The sequence below is a fragment of the Myxococcus sp. AM009 genome, assembly GCF_013372605.1.
Taxonomy (GTDB): domain Bacteria; phylum Myxococcota; class Myxococcia; order Myxococcales; family Myxococcaceae; genus Myxococcus; species Myxococcus vastator.
In genome coordinates, this window is record NZ_JABXEP010000101.1 from 1 (window position 1) to 14,304 (window position 14,304).

The 14,304-nt window shown below is 70.0% G+C and carries 14 protein-coding genes; 6 read left to right on the forward strand and 8 right to left on the reverse strand.

The genetic code is table 11. From position 1 onward, the window contains the following. Positions 1–97 precede the first annotated feature (97 nt). Positions 98–820: a YebC/PmpR family DNA-binding transcriptional regulator gene (locus tag HV824_RS23240; protein ID WP_163779074.1), complete on the forward strand. Its 723-nt coding sequence runs from the start codon at positions 98–100 to the stop codon at positions 818–820. Between the two features lie 60 nt (positions 821–880). On the opposite strand, the gene HV824_RS23245 is transcribed toward HV824_RS23240, so the two are convergent. The 3 genes from HV824_RS23245 to HV824_RS23255 all read right to left on the reverse strand — a co-directional run bounded on the left by HV824_RS23245 (position 881) and on the right by HV824_RS23255 (position 5,094). Further along, complete coding sequence (locus HV824_RS23245) at positions 881–1,684, reverse strand: lectin ESA-2 (RefSeq protein WP_176424235.1); 804 nt, start codon at positions 1,682–1,684, stop codon at positions 881–883. A 609-nt stretch (positions 1,685–2,293) separates the two neighbouring features. Further along, complete coding sequence (gene msrA, locus HV824_RS23250) at positions 2,294–2,950, reverse strand: peptide-methionine (S)-S-oxide reductase MsrA (protein ID WP_176420101.1); 657 nt, start codon at positions 2,948–2,950, stop codon at positions 2,294–2,296. A 95-nt stretch (positions 2,951–3,045) separates the two neighbouring features. Beyond that, on the reverse strand, positions 3,046–5,094 hold the full coding sequence (locus tag HV824_RS23255; RefSeq protein WP_176424236.1) for an ATP-binding protein: 2,049 nt from the start codon (positions 5,092–5,094) through the stop codon (positions 3,046–3,048). Positions 5,095–5,273: 179 nt separating this feature from the next. On the opposite strand from HV824_RS23255, the gene HV824_RS23260 reads away from it, so the two are divergent. From HV824_RS23260 to HV824_RS23270, 3 genes are all read left to right on the forward strand, one after another. Further along, positions 5,274–6,236: an ornithine cyclodeaminase family protein gene (locus HV824_RS23260; protein WP_176424237.1), complete on the forward strand. Its 963-nt coding sequence runs from the start codon at positions 5,274–5,276 to the stop codon at positions 6,234–6,236. Then, positions 6,233–7,621 (forward strand): MFS transporter, encoded by a 1,389-nt coding sequence (locus HV824_RS23265; protein WP_217917660.1) that lies wholly within the window; start codon positions 6,233–6,235, stop codon positions 7,619–7,621. Before HV824_RS23260 ends, HV824_RS23265 begins: the two co-directional genes overlap by 4 nt. 213 nt (positions 7,622–7,834) lie before the next feature. Beyond that, positions 7,835–8,128 carry a DUF2892 domain-containing protein gene (locus HV824_RS23270; protein WP_255208272.1) on the forward strand — a complete coding sequence of 98 codons (294 nt, stop codon included), beginning with the start codon at positions 7,835–7,837 and terminating at the stop codon, positions 8,126–8,128. 38 nt (positions 8,129–8,166) lie between these two features. On the opposite strand, the gene HV824_RS23275 is transcribed toward HV824_RS23270, so the two are convergent. Next, positions 8,167–9,087: an NmrA/HSCARG family protein gene (locus HV824_RS23275; protein ID WP_176424238.1), complete on the reverse strand. Its 921-nt coding sequence runs from the start codon at positions 9,085–9,087 to the stop codon at positions 8,167–8,169. 227 nt (positions 9,088–9,314) lie between these two features. On the opposite strand from HV824_RS23275, the gene HV824_RS23280 reads away from it, so the two are divergent. Then, positions 9,315–9,926 (forward strand): hypothetical protein, encoded by a 612-nt coding sequence (locus tag HV824_RS23280; RefSeq protein ID WP_176420097.1) that lies wholly within the window; start codon positions 9,315–9,317, stop codon positions 9,924–9,926. Here HV824_RS23280 and HV824_RS23285 read toward each other — a convergent pair. Further along, positions 9,919–10,320, reverse strand: a complete 402-nt coding sequence (locus tag HV824_RS23285; RefSeq protein WP_255208273.1) for a DUF2203 domain-containing protein — start codon at positions 10,318–10,320, stop codon at positions 9,919–9,921. The genes HV824_RS23280 and HV824_RS23285 overlap by 8 nt on opposite strands. A 936-nt stretch (positions 10,321–11,256) precedes the next feature. Between HV824_RS23285 and HV824_RS23290 the strand changes: the two genes are divergently transcribed. Next, entirely contained in the window at positions 11,257–11,565 is a 309-nt protein-coding gene (locus tag HV824_RS23290; protein WP_368671010.1) for a hypothetical protein, read from the forward strand. 14 nt (positions 11,566–11,579) lie between these two features. Here HV824_RS23290 and HV824_RS23295 read toward each other — a convergent pair whose 3' ends face one another. The 3 genes from HV824_RS23295 to HV824_RS23305 form a co-directional block, all read right to left on the reverse strand. After that, positions 11,580–12,383: a hypothetical protein gene (locus HV824_RS23295; RefSeq protein WP_176420094.1), complete on the reverse strand. Its 804-nt coding sequence runs from the start codon at positions 12,381–12,383 to the stop codon at positions 11,580–11,582. Positions 12,384–12,500: 117 nt separating this feature from the next. Then, entirely contained in the window at positions 12,501–12,995 is a 495-nt protein-coding gene (locus tag HV824_RS23300; RefSeq protein WP_176420093.1) for an endonuclease V, read from the reverse strand. Between the two features lie 17 nt (positions 12,996–13,012). Further along, a complete protein-coding gene (locus tag HV824_RS23305) occupies positions 13,013–14,233 on the reverse strand; it encodes a DUF1444 family protein (RefSeq protein ID WP_368738095.1) in 1,221 nt (406 codons plus the stop codon). Between the last annotated feature and the right edge of the window lie 71 nt (positions 14,234–14,304).

Genomic DNA, 14,304 nt, shown 5'->3' on the forward strand with positions numbered 1-14,304 from the left:
GGGTGGGCCAGGCAGGGCTGTCCTGGTCAACATCCGGGCCCCGGGGGCGCGACAGGGAGTAGCCACGCGGAACGTGGCCGACCTATACATCCCTCCCATGGGACGCATTTTCGAGACACGCAAGGCCACGATGATGGCCCGCTGGAACAAGATGGCGAAGGTGTTCACGCGCATCAGCAAGGACATCGCCATCGCGGTGAAGGCGGGTGGGCCGAATCCCGATTCGAACTCCACGCTGCGCCGGGTGCTCCAGAACGCCCGCGCCGCGAACATGCCGAAGGACAAGGTCGACGCGGCCATCAAGCGCGCGAGCGGCCAGTCGGCGACCGACTACGAAATCGTGCTCTACGAAGGCTACGCGCCCCACGGCATCGCGCTGCTGGTGGAGACGGCGACGGACAACGTCGTGCGCACCGTGGCGAACGTGCGCATGCACTTCAACAAGTACAGCGGCAACCTGGGCACCACGGGCAGCGTGGCCTTCATGTTCCAGCGCATGGGCGTGTTCCGGCTGAACCCGGAGGGCCTGGACCTGGACGCGCTGGAGCTGGAGCTCATCGACCACGGCCTCCAGGAGATGGGCGAGGGCGTGGGTGAGAAGGGGGAGAAGCAAATCATCATCCGCTCCGCCTTCACGGACTTCGGTCAGCTCCAGGCCGCCATCGAGGCCAAGGGGCTGGTGCCCGTCTCCGCCGACTCCGAGTACGTGGCGCAGAGCCCCGTCGAGCTGCCCGAGGACAAGGCCACCGAGGTGCTGGAGCTCGTGGACGCGCTGGAGCAGGACGACGACGTCCAGCGCGTGTTCCACAACCTGGCGTGAGGCTGGAGGCCGGGCCGGCCCTCGAGTCAGGGCCGGGCCAGCCGTGGCCACACGCGGGCGTCAGCCGAGCGTGGCGCGGAAGCCGATGGGGCCCTCGCCGTTGTAGACCATGGTGCCGTTGAGCGTCTTGCCGCCGTCGCCGGACGCGACGTTGAGGGCGACGACGTTCTGGCCGTTGCGGGCGCCAATCATCCAGAAGCCGCCCGGATGCCAGGGCGCGGCGCTGCCGCCCCACTGGTTCTCCACGGTGTAGGTGTCCTGCGACGTCAACGTGCCACGGAAGCCAATGGGCCCCTCGCCGTTGTACGTCATGGTGCCGCTCAGCGTCTTGCCGCCGTCGTTTGACTTCGCGTCAATGTTGACGACGTTCTGCTTGCCGCGGGTGCCCAGCACCCAGACGCCGCCGGGATGCCAGGGCGCGGCGTTGCCGCCCCATTGGTTCTCCACTGCGTAGGGGTCGCCCTCGGTGACCTCGCTCTTGAAGCCGATGGGCCCCTCGCCGTTGTAGGTCATGGTGCCGCTCAGCGTCTTGCCGCCGTCGTTGGACTTGATGCTGACGGCCACGACGTTCTGCTTGTCCCGCGCACCGAGCACCCACATGCCGCCGGGATGCCAGGGCGCGGAGGCGCCTCCCCACTGGTTCTCCACTGAGTAGTTGTTGGCGCCGGTGAGGGTGCCGCGGAAGCCAATGGGCCCCTCGCCGTTGTAGGTCATGGTGCCGGTGAGCGTCTTGCCGCCGTCGTTGGACTTGACGTCGAGCGCCACCACGCTCTGCTTGTCCCGGGCGCCGATAATCCACAGCCCACCGGGGTTCCAAGTCGCTTGCGAACCACCCCACTGATTCTGAACGAGATACGCAGCCATTCGAGACGTCCTTTGTGTCGAGGTTTGGACAGACGTGAACTGCGGGCTGGAGCCGGGACGGAGGTCGGCGGCTCCGCGCGGCCTCCAAGCAGGGGGCATGCCATTCGGTGTGAGAGGGTTCTCCCTCCGTGTGGGATGGGCGGGTTGGGTTGTTTGTATTTTATTGCGTCCAGCCCAGACGCGGATGCGTCCCGTGGGACGCGGACGATGTATGGGGTTTTGGCTAGGGCCGCCGGGCGATGCCTCGCGAGGCTAGGTGGCCACCGCCCGTGTCGCGGTGGCCACCAGGGTCTCGCCTGACTACTTGGTGAAGGAGATGGGCCCGTTGGACAGCGTGCCGTTGCCCGCGCCGTCCACGGCGCGCACCCGCACGTAGCGCCCGCAGCCGCTCAGGCCGGTGAGGTCATATGGGGAAAAGCGGACCGTTGGAGAAAGTAGGGGAGGGGGTGAACCAGCACGCAGCGACGATGAACGGCGTCCGAGCGGTCCTTTCCTTTCTGCCGCCTATTCTATTCCTTCGGCATCACAACAAATTCAAATCGAGGCCTGGGAATGACTCAAGTCGAGAAAGGCGCGTGTGTGGCCTGGGGCGCACGTCGGCGTCTGGCTTCAGGCGGTGACGCCCACGCCCACCGGGCAGCTCACGCCGGTGCCGCCCAGGCCGCAGTAGCCCCCCGGGTTCTTCTCCAGGTACTGCTGGTGGTAGTCCTCGGCGTAATAGAAGGGCGGCGCGGGGAGCAGTTCGGTGGTGATGGCGTCGAAGCCCCGGGCCGCGAGCGCCTTCTGGTACGCGTCCCGGCTCGCCTCGACGGCGCGCTGCTGGGCCTCGCTGGTGAAGTAGATGCCGGAGCGGTACTGCGTGCCCACGTCGTTGCCCTGGCGCATGCCCTGCGTCGGGTCATGGCTCTCCCAGAAGACGCGCAGGAGCTGCTCGAAGGACACCTTCTTCGGGTCGAAGACGACGCGGACGACTTCGTTGTGGCCGGTGAGGCCGCTGCACACCTCGCGGTAGGTGGGGTTGGGCGTCAGGCCTCCGGCGTATCCCACCGCCGTGCTGTACACGCCGGGCGTCTGGTAGAACTTCCGCTCCGCGCCCCAGAAACACCCCAGGCCGAAGTAGACCTCCTCCAGGCCTTCCGGCACGGGGCCCTTGATGGGCGTGCCCAGCACCTCGTGCTTCTCCGGGACGGGCATCACGTCCGAGCGGCCCGGCAGCGCCTCCTCCGGGGTCGGAATCCTCGGCTTCTTGGTCGGATTGAAGAACATGTCCCAGGCATAGCGGCCCGCCGGGCGCGATTCACCCCTAGAAGAGGCAGGCGTGCGGGCATGGGGTGGTAGGCCGTCCCACCTGCCGCGCTGCTTCAGGTGCTCCCGAGCGTCGTGAGGGTGCGGGGCCAGTGGACGGTGAAGGTGGTGCCCTGGTCCCGGTTGGAGCGGACCTCCACGCGGCCCCCGTGTGCGCCGACAATCTGGCTGACGATGTAGAGGCCCAGGCCCAGGCTGCGCTTCTTCCTCGCGACGTCCTGCTGCGGTAGCGCGGCTGCGGGCAGGCTCTTGAACGGGTCGAAGAGGCGCGGCATCAGCTCGGGCGCAATCGGCTCGCCGGTGTTGTGGACCGCCAGCACCACCTCACGCGCCTCTCCACGCACCGTGACACACACGGGCCTGTCCTCCTGGCCATGCTGGAGGGCGTTGGCCACCAGGTTGCCCAGCACCTGCGACACCCGGTCCGGGTCCCAGTTCCCCTGGGTGTCTCCGCTCGCCTCGAGCCTCAGCGTGCGCTCCGGGGCGCTGACCTGGAGCTCCTCCAGCGTCGCCTGGCACACCTCCGCGAGGTCCATGGGCTGGCGGGCCACGGGAAGCCCCCCGCCCAGGCGGGTGCGGGCGAAGTCGAGGATGTCCGTAATCATGCGCCCCATGCGCGCGGTGGCCTTGCGGATGCGGTCCACGGCGCGGCGCTCGGGCGGCGCCAGGTCATCGGACCGCGTCAACTGGAAGGCCGAGGCGTTGATGGCGTTGAGCGGGTTGCGCAGGTCGTGTCCCAACACCGCCATGAGTTGTTCCCGGAAGTCCACCGCCCGCTGGAGCACGGCCTCGGCCCGCTTGTGGTGGGTGACATCCACCACCGTGCAGCTCAAGCCCAGCACCCCCTGGTCGGGCGTGCGGACCGGGTGGAAGCTGGCCTGCCACGTCCGCAGGTCTCCGGGGTTGGTGAACTCGAACGCGTCCACCGGCTCACCTGTCTCAATCATGCGGCGGAACATGGGCTCGAACATGCCCACGGCCGTCACGGGCGCCATCTCCTCGAAGCGGCGGCCCAGGTGGGCTTCCGGCGAATGGCAGTTGATGTCCGCCATGGCCTGGTTGACGCGCACGAAGCGCAGGTCCCGGTCCAGCAGGGCGATGCCCATGGGCGTGGAGGCCAGCAGCGCGTCCAGTTGTGCCAGTGAGCGCTGGGCGTCCGCGTGGGCCTGACGCTCGCGGGCCTGGAGCCGGTCATGCACCAGGTACGCGGTGGTCCGCTGCGCCATGGTCCGGAACAGGAGGGCGTCCGGCTCGGAGAAGACGAAGGTGGTGCGCGAGCTCATGTACGCGATGCCCAGGAGCTGGTCGCCGTCCAGCAGCGGCACGCCGTAGACGGCGCGCAGCCCTTCCTGCTTCAGCGCGGGCAGCGCGATGCGCGGGTCCGTGGACGCCGAGCGCAGTGCCAGCGGCTGGCGCTGGCGGGCCACCTCGCCCGCGAAGCCCTCGTCCAGCTTCAATGCCGCGCCAAGTGTCTCGTCCGCGCCCAGGCCCACCGCGGCACGCACCACCAGCGCGTCCCCCTCCACCAGCAGTAGCGCCGCCGAGTCCACCGAGAGCGCGGACTCCACCAGGACGGAGAGCAGCCGCGAGGGGAGGCCGGCCATGGAGGGGCTCTCCAGCGCGGCCTGCGTCATCCGGTCCAGGGCCTGGAGGATGCGCTGCCGTCCCTGGGAGAAGGACGTCATCGTCCGGGTGACAATCCGGTCCAGCGCGTCCTCCATCCGCTCCAACTCGCCCGGCGCCAGGAAGGCCGCTTCGGCTTCCAGCCTGTGGAGGATGCACTTGCGCAGGAGCGCGTACTCGGACGCCACCTGCCCCAGGTTGAAGCCGGCGTCCAGCCGGGACATCGCGTGCTCGTCCGGCAGCGTGGTGAGGGTTTCGTCCGAGTCGTGGTCGATGAGGTTCGCGAGCACGTAGAGCAGCTGGGGCACGTGGTCCAGCAACCACGGAGGCTGCGTCGCGTGCCCCCCGTGGAGCGTTCGCATCGCCTGCTGCCAGTCCTCCAGCACTTCCCCCTGATGGGCGCGCAGGAACTCCGCGGCCTTGAGCGTCCGAGCCCCGGAGGCCTGCTTGTCGCCCGCTGTGCGGGACTCTGTCTCCAGCATCACCGGCCTCCCGAGGCCCTGGGTCCGCCCACGCCGCCGTTCACTTCCATTCTGGGGACGATGGCGCCCGCGTGCCTCGTCCCACCGTCCGCCTGGACGTCCAACTTCGGGCGCTTGCCGCCGTAGCCGCACGCTGTGGAGCTGTGGGCCCGCACGGGCTCGGTTAGGGTGTCTGCAAGATGCGCACGCTCCTGCTGACCCGCTCCGACGTCTCCCGCAACCTGCAGGCCCCCCTCTTGCTGGAGGACATGCGCGAGGCCTTCCGCACCGACGCCTTGGCGCGCACCGTGGCGCCGCAGCGCGCCCGGGCCTCCCTCCATGCCGAGGGCACCGCCCTGGTGCTGTTCCCTGGCAGCCTGCCCGCCATCCCCGCCTACTCCGTGAAGGTGCACGCGAAGTTCCCCGGCCAGTCGCCGGCGATTCGAGGCGTGGTGCACCTGCACGACGTCGCCACCGGCGAGCTGATGGCGGTGATGGACGCCGGCCACCTGACGGCGGTGCGCACGGGCGTGGTGGGCGCGCTGTCGGCGGATGTGCTGGCGCGGCCGGACGCGAGCCGGGTGGCGCTCATCGGCGCGGGCCGGCAGGCGGTGCTGCAGCTCAAATCGTTGCGGCTGGTGCGCTCGCTGACGCACGTGCGGGTGTTCGACACGGCGCCGGAGCGCTCGCTCGCCTTCGCCACGCGCATGTACCAGGAGTTGAACCTGCCGGTGCGGATGGCGGAGACAGTGGAAGAAGCCGTCTCCGACGCGGACATCGTCGTGACGGCGACGTGGAGCCGTCACCCCTTCCTGTACCCCGGCCTGGTGCGGCCGGGCACGCACCTCATCGCGCTGGGCGCGGATGAGCCGGGCAAGGCCGAGCTGTCCGCGGAGCTGCTGCGCCAGTCGCGCTTCATCGTCGACCACCGGGGCCTGGCGGTGTCCACCGGCGCCGCGGGCGCGGCGGGCCTGGGGGAGGAGGCCATCCACGCGGAGCTGGGCGAGGTGCTGGCCGGCCTGAAGCCCGGGCGCACGTCGGCGGAGGACGTCACCGTCTTCGCGGCGGTGGGCCTGCCCTTCCAGGACCTGGCGGCGGCCTGGCACGTCTACCAGTCGGCCCAGGGTGACGACGCCGTGGGCGGGGTGGACTTCGACGCATGAGGCGCAGGGTGCTGGGGCTCCTGTCGCGCATGGGCCTGACGCGGCCCGCGCTGCGCGCGTGGGCGATGTACGACTGGGCGAACTCGGCCTTCATCACAACCGTCGTCACGGTGGTGTTCCCGCTCTACTACGCCTCCGTGGCGGCGCAGGGCCTGCCGCGCGAGGTGGCCACCAGCCGCTTCGCCACCGCCACCGCGGTGGCGCTGAGCGTGGTGGCGGTGCTGTCACCGGTGCTGGGCGCGCTGAGCGACCGGGCCGGGCGCATCAAGCACATGCTGGGCATCTTCGCGGGCCTGGGCATGGTGTCCACGCTGGCGCTGGCCACGGTGGGCCCGGGTGACTGGGCGTGGGGCCTGCTGCTCTTCGGCCTGGGCAACGTGGGCGTGACGGGCAGCATCGTCTTCGCGGACGCGCTCCTGCGGCACATCGCCCGGGACGACGAGCTGGACCGCGTGTCCACCGCGGGCTACGCGCTGGGCTACCTGGGCGGCGGCCTGCTGCTGGCCGCGCAGCTGGTGCTGCTGATGAAGCCCCAGTGGTTCGGATTGGCGGACGCAGGGGCCGCCTCGCGCGTGGCCTTCGCCTCCGTGGCGGTGTGGTGGGCCGTCTTCTCGGTGCCCCTCTTCCGGCGCGTCCCCGAGCCGAAGCCGGACGTGTCCGTCCCACGTCCCCCGCTATCCCCGCGCGGCATCTTCACGCAGCTGGCGAGCACGCTGAGCGGGCTGCGCCAGCACCGTCAGGCCTTTTTGCTGCTGGTGGCCTACCTGCTCTACAGCGACGGCATCGGCACCATCATCCGCTTGTCCACGCTGTACGGGACGGAGCTGGGCATTGGCCGGGGCGCGTTGATTGGCGCGTTGCTGCTGACGCAGGTGGTGGGCGTGCCGTGCGCGGTGCTGTTCGGCCGGGCCGCGGGGCGGGTGGGGGTGAAGCGCGCGCTGATGTTCGCCCTGTCGGTGTACATGGGGGTGACGTTCCTGGGCTACTTCATGCGCACGCCGGCGCACTTCTTCGCGCTCGCGTTGCTGGTGGGCATGGTGCAGGGCGGCAGTCAGGCCTTGAGCCGCTCGCTCTTCGCGCAACTGGTGCCCCGGGACAGGGCGGCGGAGTTCTTCGGCCTCTTCAGCGTCTTCGAGAAGGTCACCGCGGTGGCGGGCCCGCTGGTGTTCGCGGCCACGGTGGAGCTGACGGGCTCCAGCCGGCAGGCGGTGCTGTCCCTGCTCTTCTTCTTCGTGTCGGGCGCGGCGGTGCTGTCCCGGGTGGATGTGGCCGCGGGGCGGCGCGCGGCCCGCGAGGCGGAGGCGCGTGCCGGATGGCGTGGCGACGGCGCACCGGAGGCCACCTCGGCCCTGGAGGGCGCACCGGACCCGGGCCGCGGCGTCTGAGCCGTCCGTGCGCCGCGGGTGGGACTTCCGGGGGCGCGGTGGAGCCCGCGTGAGACTGCGGGCGGGCGCTCGGTTAGGGCCGCCGCGCGGGCGGGGCCGTGTTGCGTCGCCACCGGGTGCCTGCCCGCCTGCCCGGCGTTCCACCCGTGCGGGGCTCTGGCCCGGGTGGCCGCCCGCCAGGACGTGGCCATCTTCGCCCCTGGGGAGGTGCATATGGTCGTTGGTTTCTTGGCGTCGCGGCCGGGGCGGTGGCTCCGCATCGTGACGGGCGCTGGGATGGTGGTGGGCGGACTGGCGTCAGGGACGTCGCGAGGCGCGGCGGTGGCGCTCTTGGGCCTGGGACCCCTGGTGGCAGCGGCCCTGGACTGGGTGCCCATGGCGGCGCTCTTCGGCCTGCCCATGGACGGCCCGACGCTGCGGCGCGAGCTGGGGGTGACCGACGAGGCGTCGTTGTTGGAGGGCTTCCCTCGCGCGTCCAGGCGGGACGTCTCGCCGACGCTTCACTGAACGAAGGCCCGCCGCGCCGGGCGCCGGGCCTCGGGGGCTCATGGGGAGACGGGCTCCGCGGCGGCATGGGGCCACGCGGGAGAAGTCAGGCCGCTCCAGTCCTGTCCGCGCGCCCAGTCCTCGAAGGTGTGCCAGCGGACCTCCGGGAAGCGGTGCCGCAGCGTGAGGACATCCGCCTGGTAGCCCTTGCGGTCCAGCCACTCATACATGGCGGCCAGGTCCTCGCTGCGCTCGCGGATGTAGTCCAGGGAGAGCTGCTCGTAGTGGATGCGGTGGCCGCTCACCATGGACAGCAGCCCGGCGGCCTGCTGGCCCGTCACCTCGTCGGAGGCCACTTCGATGCGTTGCTCCTCGAAGCGCTCCGGCTCCTCCATGACGCGGACGGAGAAGGCCGCCAGGTCCTCCAGGGCCACCATCTGCAGGCCACGCGTGGGCGACAGGCCCATGGCGAGCACGCCCGCCTTCAGCCCTTCCTCGAACATGCCGCTGGTGAAGTTCTCCATGAAGAAGGTGGGCCCCAGGAGGGTGTAGGGCAGGCCGCTGCCGCGCACGTGCATCTCGATGCGGTGCTTGCTGTCGAAGTGGGGGATGCCCGTCAGGCGGTCCGCTCCGGCCACCGACGAGTAGACGTAGTGCTGCACGCGCGCGAGCCGGGCCGCGTCCGCCAGGTTCTTTCCGTGGCGGACCTCCGCCTGCACGCCGCCCGGGCCAAAGGGCGTGGCGGCGGCGAACATGGTGTCCATGTCGTGGGCGGCGTGGGCGATGGAGTCCAGGTCGTCGTAGTCCCCGACGGCCAGCTCGGCGCCGAGCGACTCGAGCTCCCGGGCGGCGGGGGAATCCGGATGGTGGACGAAGGCGGTGACGCGGTGGCCGCGCTGCAAGAGCTTCCGTGCGACGGCACCGCCCTGCTGGCCAGTGGCGCCGGTAACGAGCACGGAGCGTGAGAAACCCATGGGCATGTGTGCACCTCGTGACGACAGATGTCCGGAAGTTGGGGATGACGGACGTCGCTGGCGAGCACACCGTGGGCGCATCGAGTCTCAGGGCCAGGGGTTGCCGGGCGGCCGGGCCAGCAGGCGGCCTGGGCGTCTGCTGTCTTGCCGCGTCGCTCCGAAGACCTTTGGGGCGCTCGGTGCTTGCTTGGGTGCGGCGCCTGCTCGTGGGAAATGTCATGGTCCCGCTCACGATGAGCAAGCGTGACAAGCTTCAGGACTCCGAGCTGGTGGCGGCCGCCCGGGCACTCGACGCGGAGTTGGTGCGCTTCGAAGCCCAGGCCGAGCAGCTCGAGCAGGCGCCACTTCAAGCCGAGAAGCACCTGGAGCGCGCCTCGGCGATGCTGCAGGGGCTGGCGGACCTGGATGAGCAGCTCCGAGGCCGGGTGACGGCGCTGGTGGGGGCCATCTCGAAGGTGCGGGACAGACAGCAGGCGCAGGCCGAGGCCATCCACCTGCGCGCGCAGGAGCTCCAGCGGCGCACCGAGGTCTTCAGGGATTTGCTCGTGCGCTATGGCGCCCTGGGACAGAACGCGGGCGAGCTGAACGTGCAGATGCAGCAGTTCGCGCAGCAGCGGCAGGCGGCGAAGACGCCGGAGGAGAACGCCGCGCTGGCGGGGACCTTCCAGGCGCTCCAGGAGCGGATGTCCCTGGTGGCGGACGAGGCCCATTCGCTGGCGCGGGCCGCGGAGGAGCAGGCGTTCCTTGACGTGGGCCGACAGGCGGACTCACTGCGTCAGCAGCTGCTGTCGGCGCGGAACAAGATGTCGCTGTTGCAGGCGAGCTTCGGCGGTGGCGCTAGCTGAGGTACGTGGGGGCGAAGTCGTCCGGGCTTTCGATGGGGCGCCGCCCCGAGAAGCCGTCGAGCAGGGCGTGCCAGTGGGAGACGGCGGGGTCTCCGAAGCGCCAGCACAGATAGACTTGCTCGCCGCCTCGGTGGGCGCGGAAGTCCACGAGGCCGTCGGCGCTCTTGATTTCCAGCCCCATCTCCTGGAGCTGGAGGAGCTCGCCGCGGATGCGCTCGAGGAGGGTGTCGCGCTCGTCGCGCAGGGAGGCCAGGCTCGAGTCCTTGGGGTTGGGCGCGGCGCCCAGCTCATCCGCGAGCTGCTGGGCACGCTCCACCCACGGGCGGACCCGTTCAAAGGTGCGCGTCAATAGCGGCACCAGCCGGTTGGCTTCTTCCACGCTGAAGTAGCGCATCCCCCCGAGCATGCATCGGCGGGGCCCACGGCCGCTACTGTCCCGGCGCGCGGGGGCGCAAGCTTGTCGCCCAGTCCGCGCTGGGCTGCGTCACGCGGGGATGGGATATAAGCGGCTGTCAGTCGCTTCAAGTCAGCCTTTGCTGCTTGAATCCGCTTCACATGGAGGACTCATTGTCTATGAGGCTCGCGGCGGCGTTTCTGTTGTGCTCGCTCGGATGTTCGAGTGCTTCGCTTCAATCGGAGGCGTCTGACGACTACGGGTTCGAGACAGGGAGTCGGCACGTATGGGTACGTGGCCCTTGGGCGGACATTGAACCGTCCCGTGACGTGGACGCGGTTATCGACCAGCTATGCCCTGCGGTGATGCGACTTCCTCGCGCAAGTGAACGAGATTATGGCCAGGAATATTGTGGCCTCATCTACTCCTTGGGCGACGGTGTTTTCTATGCCAGCAAGGGCTCACCCTTGGGGGAAACGCAGTTGGTGGGAGCCTCCAGGCGAAAGTCGTGTTTTTCGCCTCGCCGCGTGGTCGATGGGCGTGGACGAACTGTCCCCTTTGCGGATTTCCATAGCCATCCCTGGTCGCCTTCGCCCATGTCCCCCAAGGACCGACAGGGTGGCAATCAGCGATGGTTCATCAGGCTCCAGTTCGATACGTCATGTCACCTCCAAAAGCTGATACCCCATGTTGGCGAGACGCGACCAGGTGAGGTCTATGAGCGTGTGGATAGACGATGGAGACTCGTGGGGATCATCAAGCCCGAGGACAAGGCAGTTGACCGCATCACCGCGATTGAGGACGTGCGAGACTAAGATGCGCCTCGGGCTGCTCGTTCCGCTCTGTTTAGCGCTGCTTCCAGGCTGTGCGTTGTTTCGGCCCGCGCCTCGGCCCGCGAAGGCGCCGCCTGACGAAGCCGCGCGCTACCGATTTCCCGTGGTGCTACCCACTGATGGGCAGCACGTCCTGCCGGGGGCGATTGCCGCTGCTGTCGCGTTCGCCATGGAGGACTTCCTGCCGCTGGGTGCGCAGCCTCGTCGGGGCGCGACTCCCACGGAGGTTTGTGCCTCGCAGCGCCAGTCCTACGACGTGACGGCTGTTCCGGCGGCGGATGCCGTGGTCTTCGTCAGCTTCTCCGCCCGGCCTGACGCCTGCCGCGACATGGAAGGACCTCCCCTGTCGGACGTTCCCATCGTCTACGCCGTGGATACGGCCAGGTGGGTCATTCTCTCCGTGCAGAAGTAGCGAGGGCCCGCGCGCTATCGGCCGCGCAGCAGGGACGCGTGATTGTCGTCCAGCCAGCGCTGGGCTGTGTCCCGCAGCGGGAACAGGGCTTCGCGCTCACGGAAGGCTGACGTGTGCTCCGGTGCGCAACGCCCCTCGGTGCTCGTCCCGTCGTCGAGGTCCGCGTGCAGCATTGCGTGGAAGACGAGGTAGTCCACCACGAACGCGGGCACATGCGGCCGGTCCAGCGCCGGATGGATTCGAATCTCTCGCAGCCGCGCGTCATAGCCGCCGACGTGGATGCTGCGCCGCTTCGTGCCGGCCGGCTTGCGCGCCCACCCCACGTCCACCTGCACCCGGCCGTCGAACCAGCTCGCGTTGAGCCGGGCGAAGACGGCCTGCAGGTCGAAGCAGCGGCCTCTCGCGCGCAGCGGCTTCCCTGGACGTCGCTCCCGGCGGACCCGCTCGCTGTGCGCGTGCGCGTAGGACTCCAGCACCTCGCCCGCCTGTGCATCCGCCCGGCCCGCATACGCCGCCATGGCCTGCACCACCGCATCCGGCGCGCCAAGGAAGAGGTGGTGCACGCGCAGACGCAGGCCTTCTTCTCCCCGACGAAAGCTCACCAGCGTGGCCCGGTTGTCCGTGAGCCGCAGGTGGACCGGCACGCCGAGAATCGAAGACAACCGCCGCGCCAGGTCCGCCGCCAGCGGGAGCGCTTCCTCACGGGCCGGAGTCCGGCTCCGCACGCCAGTGCTCGCGCGCGGCTCCGTCTCCACGTCCGCGCGCTCAGGCGCCGCCGTGTCGAACAAGCCCAGCTGTGAGGTCGGGTGCGAGGGCATCCACCGTCAAAGGTAAGCCTCCCGGCGCGAGGATTCCAGGAGGATGCTCGCCCCCCGGACGAAGAGGCGCCGCTCGCTGTTCGGAAATGTCGGGGGTTTATCGCCGTCGCCGCTCGCTCAGGACGCGCGGCAGAGCCGGTCCACCCGGTTCAGCATCGTGGGCGTGCGAGACGCTCCATGCATCCGCCGGATGTGCTCCGCCGCCGTGGCCGCGTCCATGCCCGCCGCTCCGACGAACAACGGCCGCAGGCTCTTCCCCCGCACCACGGGCACCGAGGGCCCCGTGGTGACATAGGCCGTCTTCGCCACGCCAATGACGGGCACCTCCCGGTTGAGCGCCTCGTACAGGTGCGCCCCCAGCCCGGGCCGGTCCTCGCCGAGCCACGCATAGCCATCCACGATGATGGCCTCCAGTGGCACCTCCACCCGCGCCAGCACCCGGAGCAGGTGCGGCAGCTCGCGGCGGTAGAACTGCCCGGGCTCATAGGGCGCGGCGGCGGGCCCATGCTCCACCAGGTGCGAGGCCTCGTGCCCATCCGCCCAGTTTCGGAACAGCACGCACCCGGCCACGGTGAGCTCGGGGCGGTAGTCCACGTCCACGCAGGCAAGCATCGCTTCGTCCTCCCGACTCAGGGCGCCTGGAAGTCCTCGAAGGAGACTTGCGCGGCGCGAAGCTGCTCCACCATCTCCGGGGAGGGCGTCTGCGTGGTGCGGTATCGCGGCGGCCACAGCTCCGGCACCGGCGTGAGACAACCGCCCGCGATGCGCTGCACCTCCCGCCACGGCACGGTGAAGAACTCCTCGCCTTCCGCAGCGGGACGCACGGCGACCATGTCCGCCTCCGGCAGCAAGGCGTCCACGTCGTGCGACCAGACACACCAGGAGATGGGGAACTCGTCCCGCTTGCGCGCCGTCGCGCTGTAGCTGGCGACGAACAGGTCCACCTCCTGCTCCGCATGAAGCGCGTCGAGCGCCTCCTTCTGCGCGCTGTACTCCGCCAGCGCCAGGCGGACGTGGGCCAGCCGCACCCGGTTCGCCAGCGCGTCCTGCCCGGGGTGTACGTAGGGCACCACGCGCCCCGCGTCGTCCACCGTGTACAGGGCGGGCGTCAGGCACCGGGACGCGGCCGCGTACTCCCGCTCCGCGCTCTCGCTCAGCCGCGCCACCAGCTCCGGACGCGCGTCACCACCGATGAGCAGCGTGGAGCGCTCCGGGAGGACGGCGACGGGCCGGCCCTCCACGCGACCGGCGAAGGACGCGAGGAACCCCGGGCGCAGCAACCGGGACGTCTCGTAGGTGTCGCGCGTCTCCACCGTCCATAGTGGGCCGTGCTCCTCGTCGTAGAGCTCCACGCCTTCGTCCGGAAGGCGGACCAGGTTCGCGTGGGCCGCCGTGAAGGCTTCCTCCTCGGTGACGCCCCACGTCTCCAGGTGCCGGCGCTGGACGAACATGGCGGACTCCGGAAGGTCCATCACCAGCAGCTCGCGCAGGAAGGGCAGCGTGCGCCGTCCCACCATCTCCCGGTCCGCCTCCGCCTGCTTCCCCAGCGACATGCCGAAGGTGGACGCGCGCAGCACGGGCAGCAGCAGCTCGCGGGCCTGCTCCCAGTGGAGCGAGTCCGGCGACTCCTGCCACAGCGCGCGCAGGTAGCGCTGGATGAGCTGGACGCGCTGCTCGGGCGGCAGCTCGCGCGTGTCCGCGAAGAGGTTGTCCAGGAAGAAGGTGCCGTCACTTCCGGCGCGGGTGATGTCGAGCCCGTAGTCCTGCGTGCGCCGCGCCACCTTCTCCACCGCCGGGTCGGCGCGCAGCAGGGCCTCCACCTGTCGCATCAGCGCTTCGCGCGGCTCCACCGCCCAGTCCTTGGAGGGGCCGGGAGGAACCTCGGCGGCCGCTGGTGTCTTCCTCCCGAAAAGCCTGCCCC

Coding starts and splice junctions, on each gene's coding strand:
- HV824_RS23240 (WP_163779074.1), top strand. CDS start 98: ATGGGACGCATTTTCGAGACACGCAAGGCCACGATGATGGCCCGCTGG.
- HV824_RS23245 (WP_176424235.1), bottom strand. CDS start 1,684: ATGGCTGCGTATCTCGTTCAGAATCAGTGGGGTGGTTCGCAAGCGACT.
- msrA (WP_176420101.1), bottom strand. CDS start 2,950: ATGTTCTTCAATCCGACCAAGAAGCCGAGGATTCCGACCCCGGAGGAG.
- HV824_RS23255 (WP_176424236.1), bottom strand. CDS start 5,094: ATGCTGGAGACAGAGTCCCGCACAGCGGGCGACAAGCAGGCCTCCGGG.
- HV824_RS23260 (WP_176424237.1), top strand. CDS start 5,274: ATGCGCACGCTCCTGCTGACCCGCTCCGACGTCTCCCGCAACCTGCAG.
- HV824_RS23265 (WP_217917660.1), top strand. CDS start 6,233: ATGAGGCGCAGGGTGCTGGGGCTCCTGTCGCGCATGGGCCTGACGCGG.
- HV824_RS23270 (WP_255208272.1), top strand. CDS start 7,835: ATGGTCGTTGGTTTCTTGGCGTCGCGGCCGGGGCGGTGGCTCCGCATC.
- HV824_RS23275 (WP_176424238.1), bottom strand. CDS start 9,087: ATGCCCATGGGTTTCTCACGCTCCGTGCTCGTTACCGGCGCCACTGGC.
- HV824_RS23280 (WP_176420097.1), top strand. CDS start 9,315: ATGAGCAAGCGTGACAAGCTTCAGGACTCCGAGCTGGTGGCGGCCGCC.
- HV824_RS23285 (WP_255208273.1), bottom strand. CDS start 10,320: ATGCGCTACTTCAGCGTGGAAGAAGCCAACCGGCTGGTGCCGCTATTG.
- HV824_RS23295 (WP_176420094.1), bottom strand. CDS start 12,383: ATGCCCTCGCACCCGACCTCACAGCTGGGCTTGTTCGACACGGCGGCG.
- HV824_RS23300 (WP_176420093.1), bottom strand. CDS start 12,995: ATGCTTGCCTGCGTGGACGTGGACTACCGCCCCGAGCTCACCGTGGCC.